The following is a 16,806-nucleotide window of genomic DNA, read 5'->3' on the forward strand; positions in this document are numbered from 1 at the left end:
TAGCATTGAGTGATGCGCGCTGGTCTGATAGACCGCACTGAAATCCGATATACACCCGCCGACAGGAAAACACATGATCCCGCGCTATTCGCGACCCGAGATGGTTGCAATCTGGTCTCCCGAGACAAAATTCCGCATCTGGTTCGAGATTGAGGCACATGCCTGCGATGCCCTTGCAGAGCTGGGCGTCATCCCGAAAGAAGCAGCGAAAACCATCTGGGAAAAGGGTGGCGCAGCGACATTCGACATTGATCGCATCGATGAAATCGAGCGCGAAACGAAACACGATGTCATTGCTTTCCTTACACATTTATCCGAAATCGTCGGTCCGGATGCTCGTTTTGTGCATCAGGGAATGACTTCGTCTGACGTTCTCGACACCTGCTTCAATGTGCAACTTATGCGTGCCAGCGACATCCTCCTGGATGATCTTGACCGGCTTCTGGCCGCGTTAAAAATACGGGCATTCGAGCACAAGGATACGGTCACCATTGGCCGCAGCCATGGCATCCATGCCGAACCGACAACCTTCGGCGTTAAGCTGGCACAGGCTTATGCGGAATTCGAAAGATGCCGCAGCAGACTGGTCGCTGCACGTGAAGAGATTGCAACCTGTGCCATTTCCGGCGCGGTAGGCACATTCGCAAATATCGACCCACGCGTTGAGGAGCACGTTGCCAAGGCATTGGGAATGCAAGCAGAACCGGTTTCGACGCAGGTTATTCCGCGCGACCGCCACGCCATGTATTTTGCAACCTTGGGTGTAATTGCATCTTCGGTTGAGCGATTGTCGGTCGAAATTCGCCATTTGCAACGCACGGAAGTATTGGAAGCGGAAGAGTATTTTTCACCCGGACAGAAGGGCTCATCGGCCATGCCGCACAAGCGTAATCCGGTTCTGACAGAAAACATGACAGGCCTCGCCCGCATGGTTCGCGCCTTTGCTTTGCCGGCCATGGAGAATGTCGCTCTGTGGCACGAGCGCGATATCTCACACTCATCGGTTGAGCGCATGATCGGCCCGGATGCGACAATCACCCTGGATTTCGCCTTGGCCCGCATGGTTGGCGTGATTGAAAAGCTACTGGTGTATCCGGATAACATGTTGAAAAACATGAATAAATTTCGTGGCTTGATCCACTCGCAGCGTGTGCTTCTAGCACTGACGCAGGCTGGCGTTTCTCGCGAAGACTCTTACCGCCTCGTTCAGCGCAATGCGATGAAGGTCTGGGAGCATGGTGCTGATTTCCTTGAGGAATTACTTGCCGATGCTGATGTGCGGGCGTCGCTGCCTGAGGATGTGCTCCGCGAAAAATTCGATCTCGGTTATCACACCAAACACGTCAATACGATTTTCCAACGCGTGTTTGGCTCAACTGGCAACAACTAAATTAAAGCTGCTGATTGCAAAAACACTAGCAAATTTGAGTGTTTTGCTCGCAAAATTTGAGAATTCTGCGCAACGCTGCCGTGGAATTTAAAAATGAAGCTTTGAGAATGGTCTTTTTGCACTGAAAAAGGCCTTTAGCGCTCCAAAACGACAAAAGAGGAATTGAACGCTCGTTCAATTCCTCTTTTTTCTGTTTTGGTCGGCCGTGTATTTTTGGAACGTTGAATCGTCGGCGATACCACCATCGATTCAGTCCCAAAACCGCCGCTCAACTTCCTGGCGAGCTTCGCCCTTCGATATACCAATATCCCGAAGCTGATCATCGCTCAGTTCGCTGAGGTGAATTCGGCTGCGTCTTTTCGCCAAAGCCGAGACCAGCCAGTTGAAAACGACCATCAGTGTTGAAGGCGTAGCGCGATATTCCTCTACGACTCCCCGAGAGCCGCAAGAAGATTTGATTGTATCAATTGTACTCATACTAAAACTCCTCAAGTCTGGATTGACTCAAACATTGTACGGGTATTCTAATGAATTGACTCTATTTGAATCGCAATATATTCATTGTCACCATGACAAATTGGCTTCCCAACCTCGAAAATGACATTGAACCCCAAGAACGGCGCGGTCCGCTCTATATGCGGCTCGCAAACCGGATCGAATCCGACATAGCGCAAGGCATATTGCCGCCCGGCACAAAGCTGCCGCCGCAACGCAATCTCGCCTTCGATATCGGCGTCACCATTGGAACAGTGGGTCGCGCCTATAATCTTATTCGCGAGCGCGGGCTGGTTACCGGCGAAGTAGGGCGTGGAACTTATGTGACCAGTCACAAGGATGTGCCGCTGGTTGAACGTTCGAGCACATCAACACCATTTGGCGGAACCCGGGGCGCAATCATCGAGCCTGGCAATATACGTCTGGACTCGACGGCGGCTATTGATGTCGGCCAGTCCGAACCGATGGAACGATTGCTGCAAGGTATTTTGAAACAGTACCCGCGCGAAATATCCAGCTATTCCCGCACCCTACCCCAAAGCTGGCTTGAGGCCGGAAGCAGATGGCTTTCATCGGCAGGTTGGAAGCCAGACCTTGCCTCCATTGTCCCGACACTTGGCGCACACTCGGCAATTCTCGCAATCATTGCTGCGGTGACTGCTCCGGGCGACAGGATCGCGTTTGAAGACCTGACCTATTGTTCTGCCGCACGCAGCGTCAATCTTATGGGTCGCCGCAGTATAATCATGCATACACAGGCGGGCTTTGCGACACCGGATGATTTTGAACGTCTCTGCGCCCAGCAGCATCCCAAACTCGTATTTCTCATGCCCTCGCTGCATAACCCCACGGCAACAACCATGCCGGAGGAAAACCGCCGGGCAATCGTTGATATTGCGCGGCGCTATAATGTCTGGATCATTGAAGACGAGATATATGGCTCGATCATGCAGAATAAGCATATCGCCATCGCGGCACTGGCACCCGAGCGCACATTCCACATTGGCGGCCTGTCAAAATCGGTGGCGGCCGGCGTTCGCGGCGGCTGGGTCGCCTGCCCTCCGCATCTGGCCACACGGGTTTATACGGCACACAAGATGGTCACGGGCGGCATGCCATTCATGATGGCGGAGCTGGGTGCGCAACTGGTGAATTCCGGAGAAGCAGACGCAATCCGCAGCAAGGTCTGCGCCGAGGTCCGCGACCGGGAAGCCATTGCGCAGGAAATATTTGCCGGCATGGATTTCAATTCGCAACCGCTTGCAACCTTCCTGTGGGTAAAACTGCCCGATCCATGGCTTTCAGCCACATTCAAGAATGCCGCCCTTAATGAGGGTGTTCTGATCGACGACGAAGATGAGTTTAAGCCGGGCCGCACGGAGAAAGCGTTCCACCGCGTCCGGCTTGGTGTGACAGTGCCAGCAACACGGGAAGAATTGCGCCAAGGCTTCTCGATTATCCGCCGCCTAATGGAAACCAGCAACGCAAGTTACGATAGTTATTCGTGAGGTTGGAAGCATGGCCAGTCGCGCTGCTGTCATACAGAGCGGCCCTCCGATTTCCTCAAACTGTCGGTCCTTTGGATAGGAATGCTCGCCATGTGTATGGGAAGAGCTTCACGGCTTCCCGCATGGAAAGCTATTCACAAAATTCTATTAAGCCGGGTCCTTTACTTTCATCCCATTTGTCTGAAACTCGGTCAGGTCATCGGGGTATAGTGAATGGTAGAAGTAAGATTTACAGCAGCTTCGCTGAGGATAATAGGCGAAGACCTGAACGTGGAAGAAATAACTTCATTGCTGGAAGTAGCTCCCCATCGAGCTATGAACAAAGGTGATGTAGAAGAGCGCCCAAACGGTCAAAAAGTAGTCTCAAGAACCGGAATATGGAGCCGAAAAGTTGATCGCAGTTCACCTGCTAATTTGGATGCTCAGATTGCCGAACTTCTCGAACCTCTCCCTCAAAATTTATCTGTCTGGCAATTGTTGACAAAGCGCTTCCGAACAGAAGTTTTTTGTGGCGCTTTCATGCTGGAGGGGAATGAGGGCTTAGGACTGAACCCAGAAACGCTTCTCGCGTTAGGATCACGAGGCATCGCCTTAGAGCTCGATATATACGGTCCAGAGCGAACTGATCACATCGCTCCTTTGCCACACGAGTTTAACTGAAGAATATCATCCCCCGCATATTGATGCGCTTGCGGCAGGTTTTCTCTCGCCAGATCACCGGCTACCCCAAGGCAGAGCTATTCAAGAAATCACCTCAAGCAGATCAGCGGCTAGCAAGGTCACGCCACTTTCAGCGTTGGAACCTTGCTCAAATCCGTCTCGCGTTCGGCATGCCAAGCATCATACCCTGCCTGCATGCGCAGCCAGATCGCAGCACCGTCGCCAAACATCTTGCCGAGGCGTGCAGCAACCGACGGGGAAACCGGCTTCCGCTCGCCAATAATATCGTAAAGCTGCTGACGGGAGATACCAAGCATGCTGGCGATTTCGACTTTCGTCTTGCCAGTGGCGGGAATGATATCTTCAAGCAACGCGCCGGGATGGGACGGGCATCGTGCCAAGGGGCGGTTAACTTCGTAATTCATAATACTATCCTTGACGGTTGTGGGGCGCATTGCCCGACAGTTCAGTGGTATTGTTCAAAATCGACCTTTGTTGCATCCTTTCCATCGAACTCGAATGTAATGCACCATGGTCCATTCACATGGACTGTAAAGCGGGTTGGGTTGAAGCCCTTTAACGGATGGAAGTCAAAACCCGGAAGGCTCATGTCCTCTGGCTTCTCTGCATTATCAAGGCGATCCAAACGAACAAGAATGCGCTTGTGCATTTTGGCGTCAATTTTGGTCGCTTTTCCTGTTTGAAACAGGTCCGCGAGCGCCTTGTGCTTGAATGTCTTGATCATGACATTGTGTAAGCCATCAGCTTACAAAAGTCAACAGAATGTAAGCGAATAACTTACACACATCCCCGTGGGAATATGACGGAACGGGCGAAATTGAGACAACCTCGCCTGCTCACCTTACCTCTTTACGCTGACGCTCTGCCCGCCGCGCCGCCTGATGACATACGGCAAAGCAAACATGTACAGACCGCTGAATAACAGTAAAAATAGCGGGATGAGTGGCGAGTAGACCACCCACATAGGGCGTTCACTTTCATTCATTCCCAAAATGGCGAAATTGGCTAAGACGGTCACAGTAAAGATGATCGATAGCCAGCGATGCAGCTGCCGAATCCATTTGCTTACGTTCATTGCAACCTCCCTTTGCTAATCTATCCGCGCCAAAACCTTTTCGCACGCATCGAAGAATTGCGCCCAGCCATGTTTTGCACCCTGATAGGCCTGTTCCTGATCGCGGCGGAAGCCTGACTGTTCCATGCGCAAATTGGTGCCTGTCTTTGTTGGGGTCAGCGTCCAGGTAACAACACTCTCCAGCCCATAGGCATCCCATGTGTAGGACAGGGATTTTTCCTGTTCTATTGTCAAAACCTTGCAATCCACCGCACCCCAATCGGCGCTGAATTTGAAACGATGATCGACAATCGGCCGGAAATCGCTCTTCATGAGCCATTCCTCGATCAAGTGAGGTTGGGTCAAGGCGCGCCAAATCTTTTCTGGCGGGTAAGATATCTCGCGCTCAACAACAACCGAGCGAGTTTCAGTCATTAGATCGGTCATCAGTCCATCCTTTTGAGTAAGTCTTCAAGATCGTCGAAGCGGTTTTCCCAGAATCCGGCCATTTGATTTGTCCAGTCGATCAACGACGACAAGGCACCTATCTGAGCGCTGTAGTGAATATTGCGCCCGTCTTGGCGGCTAAGTACCAAGCCCGCCTGTTTAAGCACCCCGAGATGCTTCGACACTGCTGGCTGCGATATCCCTGCCTGATCGGTCAGCGCTCCAACAGTCTGCTCGCCTTCCCGGCACATACGCTCGAAAAGAGCCCGCCGGGACGGGTCCGCCAGTGTTTTGAAAATGAGATCATGATTGGGTTGCATTGACATATAACTCATTGGCTATACGTCAATCTATAACTACTCAGCTATATGTTAGTCAAGCCCACGTTGTGAATTAAAGACAAGGCTTTATCGCGACATGTTTAACCCGAGAACCTGCCTCCGAGTTCATCGCCATCTCTTCCAAGTTGAACCAACAAGCCGTGAACAGCCTCCTCCACGCTCACGGCTGCCGTATCGACAGTTGTCGTTCCTGCAGGCCATTTGTCATAAGTTCGATCCACGACCTGCTGCCAGGTGGGCAAAACCAGGCCGGAAATGTCTGAAACCCGGGTCTCGACACGGCGTTTGTGCTCCACCGGGTCCGAGCAAACGATCTCTATCTCATGGAAGCCGCTGTTGGCTCGCGCTGCCACATCCCGCCAGGCCTGACGGGTCAGTTCAATGCCATTGACGTAATCGACGATGACGGTTGCGCCTGCCCGCAGATTTTCCTCCGCAAGGGCATATCCAACAATATAGGCGGTTGGATTGTTGTCATCGATCATGATCTTGGCCGAAATAAGCGCCTGCGCGATCGTATCAGCACGTAGATAGACGCCATTCAGGCGACGGGCGAGTTCCCGCGCAATCGTGGTTTTTCCGGTTCCGGGCAGACCGCTCATGATGATCAGCATATGTAACCTCGTCTAGAGTCGAGGCCCATAATGGCACGATTCCGGCCATTGGTAGCCCCCGCATTACAGGGGATAGATTATCCGGATCGTCGTGCCTTCCCCCGCAATCGATCTGATGCGAAGTTGCCCCATGCCAGCTGCCAGACTATCAGCGATGTTGGTAAGCCCAAGCCCAAGATGAGTGCCGGCGCGGGTCGAAAAAAACAATTTGACTGCCTTGCTCTGCACTTCCCTGGTCATGCCCACGCCATTGTCGGCAATATCAATCACAAGCGACCTGCGAAACAGCCAGCGGCGGCGCAAACGTCCGTGGATAGAGATCTCAATCTTCCGGTCGGGAGCTTCAGCTTTGATCGCATTACGGAGAAGCTCTTCAATGATCAGATGAAACTGGGAAGATGGCACAAGCGCCTGCCCGGCCTGGGGCTCCAGCACCAGACGTACCTTTTCTGGATAAAAGGCTATGGAAGATTCAATGACTTTTTCCAGCGATCTGCGCGCGCCATTGTCGAAAGTGCCATTGCGCAAAAGGCCATTGCTGATCGTTATCAGTTCATCGGCAGTGGCAAGCGCCGCCTTGATCATATCGGGGTCTCTGGTTCCACGCTCGGGCAGATAGCTAAGGAACAACCGCAGCGCCGCTACCCGGCTGGCGGTGAGGTGAGCGAAGAGCGATGAGAAAGATCGGATATGGTTTTTCGTACGTTCAGCAAAAAAAAAGCAAGATACAGCGCTATGGCAGCAACAAGAAAAAGCACCGAGCCCAGCGCAAACAACAATCTGTAGGCTGATGTCTTTGATTCCATTTGCGTTGTTTCCCCCAGAATTTGGGCTCGGGCGGTAAGAACCGCCAGAATGCGCGATACATTCTCCTTCACAGGGTGCAATTGCTGCAGAACGTCGGGGTATGATCTGTCAGTACTGTTCATCGAAAGATAGCTGGCATCGGCGACGTGCAGATGGGTGGTCAGCGCGGTAATTTCATTTTCGCTCAAAAACTCATCAAGATAATCGGCCGACAGCAGCTCCTGTATATTGGTTTTCAGGCCGATCATTGTTGTCGGCAGCCGCGGGCTTTCTTCGCCCGTTTTGGCGGCAAGTTCGAGGTAACCGGTAATTCGCGTCAGTTTTTCCTGCAGCTTGTGGGCGCGTGACTGAATTTCCCCCGTCTGCCCCAGCAGAATATAGGTCTGCCGCCATTGCCTGTCGGAGTTCATGAACGACCAGGCGCTCAAAACCATCGCTGCGCTGAGGCCAATGAAAGCCACCACCACAAGAAATTGACCGAGGTGCTTCATGATGATGGCCTCAAAACAACCAGCGCCCAAATCCAGCGAGGATCATTTTCAGAACTGGATTTCGGCAATTGGGCTGACGGCCAAATCAAGCGGAAATAACCATTTTCCTCCTGCCGCAGTGGCCTGAACTTTTCCTCTTTCAGGCAAAGGCCACTTTTATAATCCGCCTCACGGCAGCCGATCTCGGTCGCAATGATCGGGGCATAGGCATCCATATCCTCCACGCTGATATTGGCGGTGTATTCGTCAAAAGCGATTGCAAGGATGTCGCGATTGTCCAAACCATGTTTTGCCATAACCTCGCGGAGCCGTGGCCCGCGAAAGCTGACCGCTCCTTCAGCCTTCAACCAGGGTATGACGGTTTCAACCTCATGCTGCGCAAACGCCGCTTGCAGCTGCTCCGGCGTATAACTGGCTAGAGGTGTGCCGTCCGCCGCTTCAATGCTCAGCTTTTTGGGGTCGTCATAATCTGCAAGGGTTGTGGAATTCGCAGAGAGAAAAGCAATGGTCAAAACGGCGAAAACTGAAAAAACATGCATGAAAAAGCGCATTACGGGTCCTTAAAAAATCTCGCATTACAAATTCGAAGTGCCATCAAAGCGGGCACGCAATTCAAAAGACAAAAAGAAAATCAAATCCTGCATCCATGATACTGAAATTCCGATTCCTATCAAGGGTCCGTGCCACTGTTGACAGCTTCACGTGAGCTGTGTTTGTCTGGGATGCGCATTCTGATCCGTGCAGGATCACGCCTTTGGCGATTTGAATTGCGCCTTACCCACATCCCCAAAACTGTTTCACCGGAAAGACGGAGGATTTTCCATGTCCACTGCCCGATGCGCTTGTGGCGCACTGACACTTCTGATGCGGGAGCCGGCAAAGCTGGTCGCAGCCTGCCATTGTCTGGCGTGCCAACGCCGGACCGGCACACCATTCAGCGTCAATGCATTTTACGCCATTGATTCAGTCGTGATTTCTGGCGCTGCCACGAAGTTCACCCGTATTGCCGAAAGTGGCCGCAATGTACGCATGTATTTTTGCCCGCACTGCGGCTCGACAGTCTATTGGAATGCGGACGCTGCACCGACAATGATTGGCGTGGGCGTTGGAGCATTGGGCGACCCGGATTTTCCTGGCCCTACCCTGTCAATATTCGAGCGCACGAAGCATCGCTGGGTAAATCTTGCGCAAGAGGTAACGGGCTTTCAGGAAAGTCTCGATCAGGACTACGCTCCCGATCCATGATACTGTTGCGTAGATAAATCAGGGCCACAAGCGGGCCCACAAAGCCAAAGTAGCGTGGAGCGGGTTGGTATGCCGGGCAAAGTCAGCGGGTCGTGTCATTGCGGTATTGTCTGCATTGAAATTGCAACCGTCCCTGAAGAACTGAACGACTGCCAGTGCGAGCATTGCCAGAAACGCGGCGCTTTGTGGGCTTATTTTCCGGTTGATCAGGTGATGATTACCGGAACGACCTCATATTACTGCTGGAGTGACAAAGGAATTGAGTTTCATTTCTGCAGTAGCTGCGGCTGCACCACCCATTGGGCACCGGTTGATCCTACGTACAACCGCATGGCTGTAAACGCGCGGGTCTTCGGCAAAGCGATCTTTCAGAAAATCCCGCAACGTAAAGGCGCAGGGCCAAGTTAGTTCATGACAGCTTTGCCGCTTCACCCCGCTCCGAAGGATGCAGATCTTCCAAAAGCATATCAAGGAATGCGCGTACTGCGACCGGAAGAGTGCGGTCCTCCATCGTCAATATATGCAGCACGCTATCCGTCATGACTTCGTCTTCAACAGGAACTGCCACGAACTCTCCCATTTCCATCCGCCCGGGCGTTCGGACCGCGCTGGTGAAATGGATGCAGTCCGCCGTATCAGCAAAGCGTCGCAGTGCTGAGATACAATTCGTCGACATGACAGGTTCGACGACCAGTCCCTGCATGGCAAAAGCCGCATCAATGAGGTGTCGCTGCGTGCGCCCCTTGTCCGGCAGGGCTACAGGATATTCCAGAGTTTGCGCCATCGTCACTGCTTCCAGTTCGGCCAGCGGCAGATGTTTCGGGATCAGGGCGTGCATGGGGCGGCGGACGACCTGCTCGATCTTTACACCGCGCGGCGGAGCAAGGTTGAAAGTCGTGCCTATGTCAGCTTCGCCATCCTGAATAAGCTGCGCCACTTCGACCGAGTTCCCGACCCACAAATGAAATGTGACCCCAGGATAGCGTTTGCGGAATACAGCAATTGCTTCCGACAGAATATCAACTGCATAGCCCTCATAGCTGGCCAAGCGCACAAATCCGCGATCGGGAACCTGCAAAGCCTTGATCTCTGCCGTGGCACGTTCGGCGTCAAGCATTGTGCGCCGGGCATGGGCGGACAGAACTTCACCGGCAGCACTGGGAACCATACCGCGCGGGCGCCGCTCAAACAGTTCCACGCCCAATTCGCGTTCCAGTTTGGCAATCTGCCTGCTTATCGCAGAGCTTGCGACGTTGAGGCGGTAAGAGGCATCGGCGATGGAGCCAGACTTCACAACCTCAAGAAAATAACGAAGTGCAGTGCTTTGCATGGTCAATCTTGCCTTGCTGTTTCGGCAACGGTTTATACGAATTAAAGCGATTGTGGCATGTTTGTGACGCTGTTATCAACGTCAAAAAGGCCAATCAGGCCAAGCGGAACATTAAAACGGGAGTGTCGATGAACGCGTTTTCAATCGAAGCAATCAACTATGCGACGGAAACCCGCCGCTACATTCATGCCAATCCTGAACTGAAATATGAAGAACATGGCACCGCCGATCTGGTGGCTGCCCGTTTGCGTGGTCTTGGATATGATGTTGTCACCGGCCTTGCCGAGACGGGTATCGTCGCGACGCTCGACACAGGGCGGGCCGGTCCTACCATCGCTTTCCGGGCAGATATGGACGCGCTGCCAATCATTGAGGAAACCGGGCTCCCATACGCGTCTAAAAATGCAGGAAAGATGCACGCCTGCGGCCATGACGGCCACACGGCCTCGCTGCTTCTGGCGGCAGATGGGCTGGCTAAAATGGCGGACCAGCTTTCGGGCCGTCTGAAACTGATCTTCCAACCAGCTGAAGAAGGCGGGCTTGGCGCAGCCCGAATGATCGAAGCAGGTGCTCTGAGTGGTGTCGACGCAATCTACGGTTATCATAATCGACCGGGCTATCCACTCGGGCGTGTTTTTGCCAAATCCGGACCGACCATGGGCGGCAGTTCGCTTTATGAAATATCCATATCCGGAAAAGGCGGACACGCTTCGCGGCCAGATCTTGCCGTTGACCCGATCTTTGTCGGGACCGCTGTTGTACAGGGCCTCCAGAGCGTGATTTCACGCCGTCTCTCGCCGTTGGAATCGGGTGTTGTGACCGTTACGCAGTTTCATGGCGGCAACAGTCACAATATCATTCCCGTCAGTGCATCGCTGATTATCAATACACGCGATGGCTCCCCTGCCGCCTACGCAGTTATCGATAGGGAGTTGCGGCTGGTGGTAGCCCAAATCTGCGAAGCACATAATGCCGTGGCGCAGGTCAACCAGACCATGCGTATCCCCGCTGTCGTGAACAATGCGGAAGAAACGGAGTTCGTGATCTCAACCGCCATCGAGACTGTCGGCAAAGACAAGTCAGGCAGAATCGATACGCTTCCCACCATGGGAGCTGAGGATTTTGCATTCTACCTCGAACAGATTCGCGGCTGCTTCTTCTTTGTTGGCAATGGTGAAGACGGCGCTTATCTGCACCACCCGCTTTACGATTACCGAGACGAAATACTCCCCGTGGCAGCAGGCATGTTTACGGCCATAGCAGAACGGCGTCTCGCGCGCCGCTGATCCACTCTTTCCATTCCGATTGAAGGATATTCGCCATGCAGCGTCTACTCAGCATTATTGAAAGGGCCGGCAATCGCCTGCCCCATCCATTCATTCTCTTCCTGATCCTTTGTCTCGTTGTTGCCGTCGTGTCCTGGTTGATGGCCATGGGTGGAGCAAGTGGCATCAATCCCAAAACCGGCAAGGAAGTCTTCGTACAGAGCCTCATTTCCGGCGAAGGGTTGGTCTTTGCCCTCACCTCTATCGCCAAGAACTATGTCATGTTCCCGCCGCTCGGCGTGATCCTCGTTATTATGCTGGCCATAGGCGTGGCTGATCGTGCTGGTCTCATCGCCAGTCTGATGCAGGTGAGCGTGATGAAAGCGCCTAGGCAACTGACGACATTCGTGATTTTCCTTGTCGGCATGTGCAGTCACGTGGCGTCAGACGCCGCCTATATCGTTTTGATCCCGCTCTCTGCGATGATTTTTCAGGCCGTTGGGCGCAATCCGCTTGTCGGGGCTGTAACGGGCTATGTGGCGGTCGGTGCAGGGTATGATGCAAGCCTGCTGATTACACCGGTGGACGTGATTCTTTCAGGCATTACGACAAGTGCGGCGCATACGATCAACCCGCAGGCCTATGTCTCACCACTCGACAATTACTATTTCATCGCCTGTTCAGCAATTCTGCTATCACTGGTGGGTACATTTGTCATCGAGCGCATCGTCGAGCCACTGGCCGGCAAATATGATGGTGACGTGGTTCTCAATCTTGAGCCAATCGGTGCAACTGAATTGCGCGGCTTGAAGCTTGCCGGCTGGGCTGCCTTGGCATTTGTCATATTGGTACTTGCCATCGCCCTGCCAGCAGGATCGCCGTTGCGCAACGAAACCGGCGGTCTGGTGCCCTCGCCGCTGCTTGAAGGCATTGTTGCACTTTTGGCTGTGTTCTTTCTGCTGGTCGGCTGGATTTACGGTAAAGCCGTTGGCAAAATTAAAAACGCCCGTGATGCGGTTAACCTGATGACGGAAGCATTGAAAGAACTGGCACCAACTCTGGTCCTGTTCTTCGCGATCTCGCAGTTCCTTGCATGGTTCAAATGGACCAATCTTGGCGAATGGATTGCAATCAGCGGTTCACATGTACTGGATGCAAGCGGTTTTGCCGGGACACCTCTGGTGCTTGCATTCATCATGCTGGCAACCGTCATGAGCATTTTCATCACATCAGGTTCGGCACAATGGTCACTGATGGCACCGATTTTCGTGCCGATGATGATGCTGGTCGGGTTGGAGCCCGCGCTGGTGCAAGCAGCGTTCAGAATATCGGACTCTGCTACCAACGTCATTTCGCCAATGAGCCCGTATTTTGCAGTCTGTCTTGCCTTCCTGCAGCGCTACCAGAAAGACGCAGGCATCGGAACGCTGGCAGCAATGACACTTCCCATATCCATAGGATTCCTTGTCGCCTGGACAGCCTTCCTGGTCTTCTGGATCGAGGTTGGCCTGCCACTCGCACCGGGTGTGGGGCTGTTTATCAAGTAACGAAAAGCTGGAGAGCGGAAAGCAGGCGCTATTCGCTCTCCAGTGTCTCCTTGACGACCGTTGCTAACTGTTTCAGCGAGAATGGCTTCGGCAGGAAGCCGAATTTCGCGTCTTCCGGCAGGTTCTTGGCAAAGGCATCTTCCGCATAGCCTGAAACGAAGATGAACTTGATATCCCCATATTCCTTGCGCAACTCGCGCAGCAATGTCGGACCGTCCATCTCCGGCATGACCACATCGGACACGATGATGTCGACCTTGCCGTCCAACTCCTTCATCACTTCCAGAGCCTCGACGCCGCTGGATGCTTCATGCACCGTGTAGCCGCGTGATTGAAGCGCACGCAGCCCACCCATGCGCACCGCATCTTCGTCTTCAACCAGAAGAACAGTTGCCGTACCGGAAAGATCGGTTGCCTTCTCCGGCTTCTTCTCTTTCTTCGGAGCTTCGATCTGGACCACTTCACCTTCTGCGTTCAGCACCAGCGGTTCAACGCCTTCAACAAAGCGCGGCAGTAGGATGCGGAAGGTCGAGCCCTTGCCAAGCTCTGATTCCGCGTGGATCGAACCGCCGGTCTGCTTGATGATGCCATAGACCATTGAAAGGCCAAGTCCGGTGCCCTTGCCCACTTCCTTGGTGGTGAAGAAGGGTTCGAAAATCTTGGCAATGGTTTCAGGTGTCATACCTGTACCGCTGTCAGCAACCTCAACCACTACATAATCGCCTGGCACCACGTCACGATAATTCAGCCGGGTGGTTTCCGCTTCACCCATATTACGCGTACGAATAATCAGATCACCGCCTTCGGGCATGGCATCGCGCGCATTGACGGTCAGATTGACCACAACCTGCTCGAACTGGCCAAGGTCGGCCTTGACCTGCCACAGGTCGCGGCCATGTTCGATCTTGAGATTGACCTGTGTACCCGCAAGGCGTGTCAGCAACATGCGCACATCGGCAATGACATCGGTAAGGTTGAGAACCTCCGGACGCAATGTCTGGCGGCGTGAGAAGGCCAGCAGCTGTCGCACCAGCGATGCGGCACGATTGGCATTCTGCTTGATGTTCATGATATCGGCAAAAGACGGGTCCGATGCGCGGTGATTGGTCAAGAGCAGGTCTGACGACATGATGATCGCCGTCAGCACATTGTTGAAATCATGCGCGATACCCCCTGCAAGCTGCCCGACAGCCTGCATTTTCTGGCTCTGTGCCATGGTGGCTTCGAGCGCCTTCTGCTCAGTGGTTTCCACCACCGACACAATCGCCGCCTCTTCGGAACCATCCGCGCCAGCATCGAAAACCGGGCTGATATAAAAGCGCAGATGCCGCTCTTCATTGCCGGGAATAACGGTGTCAACGGGCGAGATTTCCGCCTTGCCGGCAAATGCGGCAGCCAAAGCACGATCAAACGCCTCACGATCACGCTCATGCACAACGGTTTCCAGCGGAATGCGCCGGTCAATGTCATCCCGATCAACCACTGGCGCAAACAAACCGAGAAAACGCGCGTTTGTGCGCAATATCTTGCCGGTTGAATCGACGGCGGCAATGGCCATCGACGCGGAATTGAAGAAGCGTGTAAACCGCACCTCTGCAGCACGCAGGGCAGCTGATGTATCTTCGCCCTCGGCACGATCGAGGACTATTGTTCGTGTCGGACCACGCTTGCCGTCGCGTTGTGCCTGGACGCGGTGATAGAACCGGACCGCAAGGCTCTGACCATTGGCCTTCGCCAGATCAAGATCGATAACGGTATTGCGGCTGGTTCCCGCTTCCGTTTTCACCGCATTGATCAGTGCCATGCCATTGCCCGCAACTATCTCACGCACAGTCATGGAACCCGGCGTAAAGCGTGTCAGATCAATACCCAACCATTCGGCCAGCGTCGCGTTGATATAGATGATACGGCCATCGGGATCGGCCGAAAAGAACCCGGCAGGCGCATGATCGAGATGATCGATTGCTTCCTGAATATCCTGGAAATAGCGCTCCTGTTCGGCGCGCTCGGCAGAAATATCAGAAATCTGCCACGCATAAACCGGCACAGTCTGCTCGGGGATACCGGCAACGGGCCGCGCCTTGACGCGATACCATGTCGGCACCGGCTCGCGGGACGGATCGAGCGGACGCGACAGCCGCAGCTCTTCCTGACCCGAAATCCCGTCGCGAAGACCGTTGGCAAGGCGGTAAATGGGATCGGAAGCGGCAGCTTCCCCGGAAAGAATGTGCTCAATCGGCCGGACATCGTTGGAACTGGTAACGCCCGTCATTTCGGCATAGGCGCGGTTCGCGTAAACGATGCGGCCCTTCTGATCACAGACCACCGTGCCTTCAGGGTAGGTATCGACAAAAGCCCGTGTCAGCTCGTCACTGGTACCGCGCGGCGTGAACTGGATAACGTTGATGGCAGAACCGAACAGGTAGAAAACACCGGTCATGGCAAGCAGGCCAAGCAGGCCAAGCAGGAACTGCTGGCCCAACTGGTCGCGGTAGATGAAATAGAGCACGGAAATTCCGACCAGCGCGATACCGAGCAGGATAAGGCGCAAGCCAGCCTTGTTCGATTTCGTGTTGGCGATGATCGGCTCCGGATAAAGATCGCTGTTCGTTTCTTGAGACATTCGTCCGTTGTTCGTTTCTTGAGACATACGTCTCAGCCCCTTGTTCACCGTCAAACCGCCATGCCGCCCATTGGCTGCGCCGCTTGCGTTATCATTTCTCGAATCGGTTGGATCATATCTTTGACTGGCGTTAAACCCTATCCTTTATCGGATAAGCTTTATTCCACGCCTTATAAGGGAATTCCATTTAAGAATCATCAGGGTTGCGACTGCGAAGTCCACTCGCTAGTGTTCCCCGGGAATATACTGCGAAGCCCTTGTCGGGGAACAAGTTTTCGGGCTTGGTGGATGTTATAGAGGAGAGTTCGTCATGAATGCATGGCTTGCCACAGTCGTTGGCGACACCGCCGCCCCCATCGTGGGTTTTATTCTTCTGTTTGCCCTGGTCATTGTACTGCTGCTGCTTGTGTTCGCCGTATTGCGGCGGGTTACGGGCGGAACCTTCGTGGCCGGTGGTCGCAACCGGCAGGTGCGACTCTCCGTAACCGACGCCGCTGCGGTAGACAATCGCAGGCGCCTGGTGCTTGTCAGACGCGACGATGTCGAACACCTGATCCTGATCGGCGGCCCCAGTGATGTTGTCATTGAACAGAACATAAGGCAGTTTGCCAAGCAGCCTTCCCGTATCGAACCTGCCACCAACGGCATCTCCGAACCTGAGGTGAAAACCGAGCGCAAGCCTGTCGAGCCGCCACGGGCCGAGCCGGTTTCTCCGGCACCGCAGGCAACAGCGCCGGTAACGCGACCTGCTCCGCCATTGCAGCAAGCGCCGCAAGTGCCGCTGCGCACGCCAACACCTCAGCCGGTTCCGCCGCGGGATATCCGTCCGCCGGAACCACCGCGTCAGCAACCAGCACCGGCACCATTGCCGCCCATTCCGCCAATGGCCCCCATTCCACCGGTAACAGCAACACCTGAACCGTCCCGCGCAGCTCCTTATGTCGCTCCTGTCATTGCGGCAGGCGCCA

Annotated in this window: 19 protein-coding genes and 1 pseudogene; 8 read left to right on the forward strand and 12 right to left on the reverse strand. The window is 54.0% G+C overall.

The genetic code is table 11. The features are described 5' to 3' along the window. Positions 1-73 precede the first annotated feature (73 nt). Complete coding sequence (gene purB / locus PMI41_RS16660; protein WP_008126750.1) at positions 74-1,390, forward strand: adenylosuccinate lyase; 1,317 nt, start codon at positions 74-76, stop codon at positions 1,388-1,390. A gap of 249 nt (positions 1,391-1,639) precedes the next feature. Here purB and PMI41_RS16665 read toward each other — a convergent pair whose 3' ends face one another. Beyond that, positions 1,640-1,867, reverse strand: coding sequence for a DUF1127 domain-containing protein (locus PMI41_RS16665; protein WP_008126753.1), 228 nt, complete (start codon positions 1,865-1,867; stop codon positions 1,640-1,642). A 92-nt stretch (positions 1,868-1,959) separates the two neighbouring features. On the opposite strand from PMI41_RS16665, the gene PMI41_RS16670 reads away from it, so the two are divergent. Both PMI41_RS16670 and PMI41_RS16675 read left to right on the forward strand, forming a co-directional pair. Continuing rightward, positions 1,960-3,393, forward strand: a complete 1,434-nt coding sequence (locus PMI41_RS16670; protein ID WP_008126755.1) for a PLP-dependent aminotransferase family protein — start codon at positions 1,960-1,962, stop codon at positions 3,391-3,393. A gap of 213 nt (positions 3,394-3,606) precedes the next feature. Then, on the forward strand, positions 3,607-4,053 hold the full coding sequence (locus tag PMI41_RS16675; RefSeq protein WP_008126757.1) for a DUF4279 domain-containing protein: 447 nt from the start codon (positions 3,607-3,609) through the stop codon (positions 4,051-4,053). 119 nt (positions 4,054-4,172) lie between these two features. On the opposite strand, the gene PMI41_RS16680 is transcribed toward PMI41_RS16675, so the two are convergent. The 9 genes from PMI41_RS16680 to PMI41_RS16720 form a co-directional block, all read right to left on the reverse strand. Next, positions 4,173-4,478 carry a HigA family addiction module antitoxin gene (locus PMI41_RS16680; protein ID WP_008126759.1) on the reverse strand — a complete coding sequence of 102 codons (306 nt, stop codon included), beginning with the start codon at positions 4,476-4,478 and terminating at the stop codon, positions 4,173-4,175. A gap of 41 nt (positions 4,479-4,519) precedes the next feature. Beyond that, entirely contained in the window at positions 4,520-4,798 is a 279-nt protein-coding gene (locus tag PMI41_RS16685; protein WP_008126761.1) for a type II toxin-antitoxin system RelE/ParE family toxin, read from the reverse strand. 117 nt (positions 4,799-4,915) lie between these two features. Further along, complete coding sequence (locus PMI41_RS16690) at positions 4,916-5,149, reverse strand: hypothetical protein (protein ID WP_008126764.1); 234 nt, start codon at positions 5,147-5,149, stop codon at positions 4,916-4,918. Positions 5,150-5,164: 15 nt separating this feature from the next. Further along, positions 5,165-5,575 (reverse strand): SRPBCC domain-containing protein, encoded by a 411-nt coding sequence (locus PMI41_RS16695; protein WP_008126765.1) that lies wholly within the window; start codon positions 5,573-5,575, stop codon positions 5,165-5,167. Further along, positions 5,575-5,895, reverse strand: coding sequence for a metalloregulator ArsR/SmtB family transcription factor (locus PMI41_RS16700; RefSeq protein ID WP_008126766.1), 321 nt, complete (start codon positions 5,893-5,895; stop codon positions 5,575-5,577). The genes PMI41_RS16695 and PMI41_RS16700 overlap by 1 nt, the downstream gene beginning before the upstream one ends. 101 nt (positions 5,896-5,996) lie before the next feature. Beyond that, the gene (locus tag PMI41_RS16705) at positions 5,997-6,530 is read right to left on the reverse strand and encodes an AAA family ATPase (protein ID WP_008126768.1); all 534 of its coding nucleotides are present in this window, start codon (positions 6,528-6,530) and stop codon (positions 5,997-5,999) included. Positions 6,531-6,593: 63 nt separating this feature from the next. Continuing rightward, a complete protein-coding gene (locus tag PMI41_RS16710) occupies positions 6,594-7,115 on the reverse strand; it encodes an ATP-binding protein (RefSeq protein WP_008126770.1) in 522 nt (173 codons plus the stop codon). A gap of 56 nt (positions 7,116-7,171) precedes the next feature. Further along, positions 7,172-7,828 (reverse strand): hypothetical protein, encoded by a 657-nt coding sequence (locus PMI41_RS16715; RefSeq protein WP_008126772.1) that lies wholly within the window; start codon positions 7,826-7,828, stop codon positions 7,172-7,174. Beyond that, a complete protein-coding gene (locus PMI41_RS16720; protein WP_157179424.1) occupies positions 7,825-8,367 on the reverse strand; it encodes a hypothetical protein in 543 nt (180 codons plus the stop codon). Before PMI41_RS16720 ends, PMI41_RS16715 begins: the two co-directional genes overlap by 4 nt. Before the next feature lie 283 nt (positions 8,368-8,650). Here PMI41_RS16720 and PMI41_RS16725 point away from each other — a divergent pair, with 283 nt between their 5' ends. Next, entirely contained in the window at positions 8,651-9,073 is a 423-nt protein-coding gene (locus tag PMI41_RS16725; RefSeq protein WP_008126776.1) for a GFA family protein, read from the forward strand. Positions 9,074-9,142: 69 nt separating this feature from the next. Further along, on the forward strand, positions 9,143-9,481 hold the full coding sequence (locus tag PMI41_RS16730; protein ID WP_008126777.1) for a GFA family protein: 339 nt from the start codon (positions 9,143-9,145) through the stop codon (positions 9,479-9,481). A gap of 1 nt (position 9,482) precedes the next feature. On the opposite strand, the gene PMI41_RS16735 is transcribed toward PMI41_RS16730, so the two are convergent. Next, complete coding sequence (locus PMI41_RS16735; RefSeq protein WP_008126778.1) at positions 9,483-10,403, reverse strand: LysR family transcriptional regulator; 921 nt, start codon at positions 10,401-10,403, stop codon at positions 9,483-9,485. Positions 10,404-10,531: 128 nt separating this feature from the next. On the opposite strand from PMI41_RS16735, the gene PMI41_RS16740 reads away from it, so the two are divergent. Beyond that, a complete protein-coding gene (locus PMI41_RS16740) occupies positions 10,532-11,689 on the forward strand; it encodes an amidohydrolase (RefSeq protein WP_008126779.1) in 1,158 nt (385 codons plus the stop codon). 35 nt (positions 11,690-11,724) lie between these two features. After that, entirely contained in the window at positions 11,725-13,215 is a 1,491-nt protein-coding gene (locus PMI41_RS16745; RefSeq protein WP_008126780.1) for an AbgT family transporter, read from the forward strand. 28 nt (positions 13,216-13,243) lie between these two features. Here PMI41_RS16745 and PMI41_RS16750 read toward each other — a convergent pair whose 3' ends face one another. After that, positions 13,244-15,838 (reverse strand): response regulator, encoded by a 2,595-nt coding sequence (locus tag PMI41_RS16750; protein ID WP_040855474.1) that lies wholly within the window; start codon positions 15,836-15,838, stop codon positions 13,244-13,246. Between the two features lie 310 nt (positions 15,839-16,148). Between PMI41_RS16750 and PMI41_RS16755 the strand changes: the two are divergent. After that, positions 16,149-16,806, forward strand: a pseudogene (locus tag PMI41_RS16755) (flagellar biosynthetic protein FliO); the annotation flags it as partial.

The organism is Phyllobacterium sp. YR531 (genome assembly GCF_000282595.1).
GTDB lineage: Bacteria > Pseudomonadota > Alphaproteobacteria > Rhizobiales > Rhizobiaceae > Phyllobacterium.

Coding starts and splice junctions, on each gene's coding strand:
- PMI41_RS16675 (WP_008126757.1), top strand. CDS start 3,607: ATGGTAGAAGTAAGATTTACAGCAGCTTCGCTGAGGATAATAGGCGAA.
- PMI41_RS16665 (WP_008126753.1), bottom strand. CDS start 1,867: ATGAGTACAATTGATACAATCAAATCTTCTTGCGGCTCTCGGGGAGTC.
- PMI41_RS16670 (WP_008126755.1), top strand. CDS start 1,960: ATGACAAATTGGCTTCCCAACCTCGAAAATGACATTGAACCCCAAGAA.
- PMI41_RS16750 (WP_040855474.1), bottom strand. CDS start 15,838: ATGTCTCAAGAAACGAACAGCGATCTTTATCCGGAGCCGATCATCGCC.
- PMI41_RS16735 (WP_008126778.1), bottom strand. CDS start 10,403: ATGCAAAGCACTGCACTTCGTTATTTTCTTGAGGTTGTGAAGTCTGGC.
- PMI41_RS16690 (WP_008126764.1), bottom strand. CDS start 5,149: ATGAACGTAAGCAAATGGATTCGGCAGCTGCATCGCTGGCTATCGATC.
- PMI41_RS16705 (WP_008126768.1), bottom strand. CDS start 6,530: ATGCTGATCATCATGAGCGGTCTGCCCGGAACCGGAAAAACCACGATT.
- PMI41_RS16695 (WP_008126765.1), bottom strand. CDS start 5,575: ATGACCGATCTAATGACTGAAACTCGCTCGGTTGTTGTTGAGCGCGAG.
- PMI41_RS16715 (WP_008126772.1), bottom strand. CDS start 7,828: ATGAAGCACCTCGGTCAATTTCTTGTGGTGGTGGCTTTCATTGGCCTC.
- PMI41_RS16745 (WP_008126780.1), top strand. CDS start 11,725: ATGCAGCGTCTACTCAGCATTATTGAAAGGGCCGGCAATCGCCTGCCC.
- PMI41_RS16710 (WP_008126770.1), bottom strand. CDS start 7,115: ATGATCAAGGCGGCGCTTGCCACTGCCGATGAACTGATAACGATCAGC.
- PMI41_RS16720 (WP_157179424.1), bottom strand. CDS start 8,367: ATGCATGTTTTTTCAGTTTTCGCCGTTTTGACCATTGCTTTTCTCTCT.
- PMI41_RS16700 (WP_008126766.1), bottom strand. CDS start 5,895: ATGCAACCCAATCATGATCTCATTTTCAAAACACTGGCGGACCCGTCC.
- PMI41_RS16685 (WP_008126761.1), bottom strand. CDS start 4,798: ATGATCAAGACATTCAAGCACAAGGCGCTCGCGGACCTGTTTCAAACA.
- PMI41_RS16740 (WP_008126779.1), top strand. CDS start 10,532: ATGAACGCGTTTTCAATCGAAGCAATCAACTATGCGACGGAAACCCGC.
- PMI41_RS16730 (WP_008126777.1), top strand. CDS start 9,143: ATGCCGGGCAAAGTCAGCGGGTCGTGTCATTGCGGTATTGTCTGCATT.
- PMI41_RS16680 (WP_008126759.1), bottom strand. CDS start 4,478: ATGAATTACGAAGTTAACCGCCCCTTGGCACGATGCCCGTCCCATCCC.
- PMI41_RS16725 (WP_008126776.1), top strand. CDS start 8,651: ATGTCCACTGCCCGATGCGCTTGTGGCGCACTGACACTTCTGATGCGG.
- purB (WP_008126750.1), top strand. CDS start 74: ATGATCCCGCGCTATTCGCGACCCGAGATGGTTGCAATCTGGTCTCCC.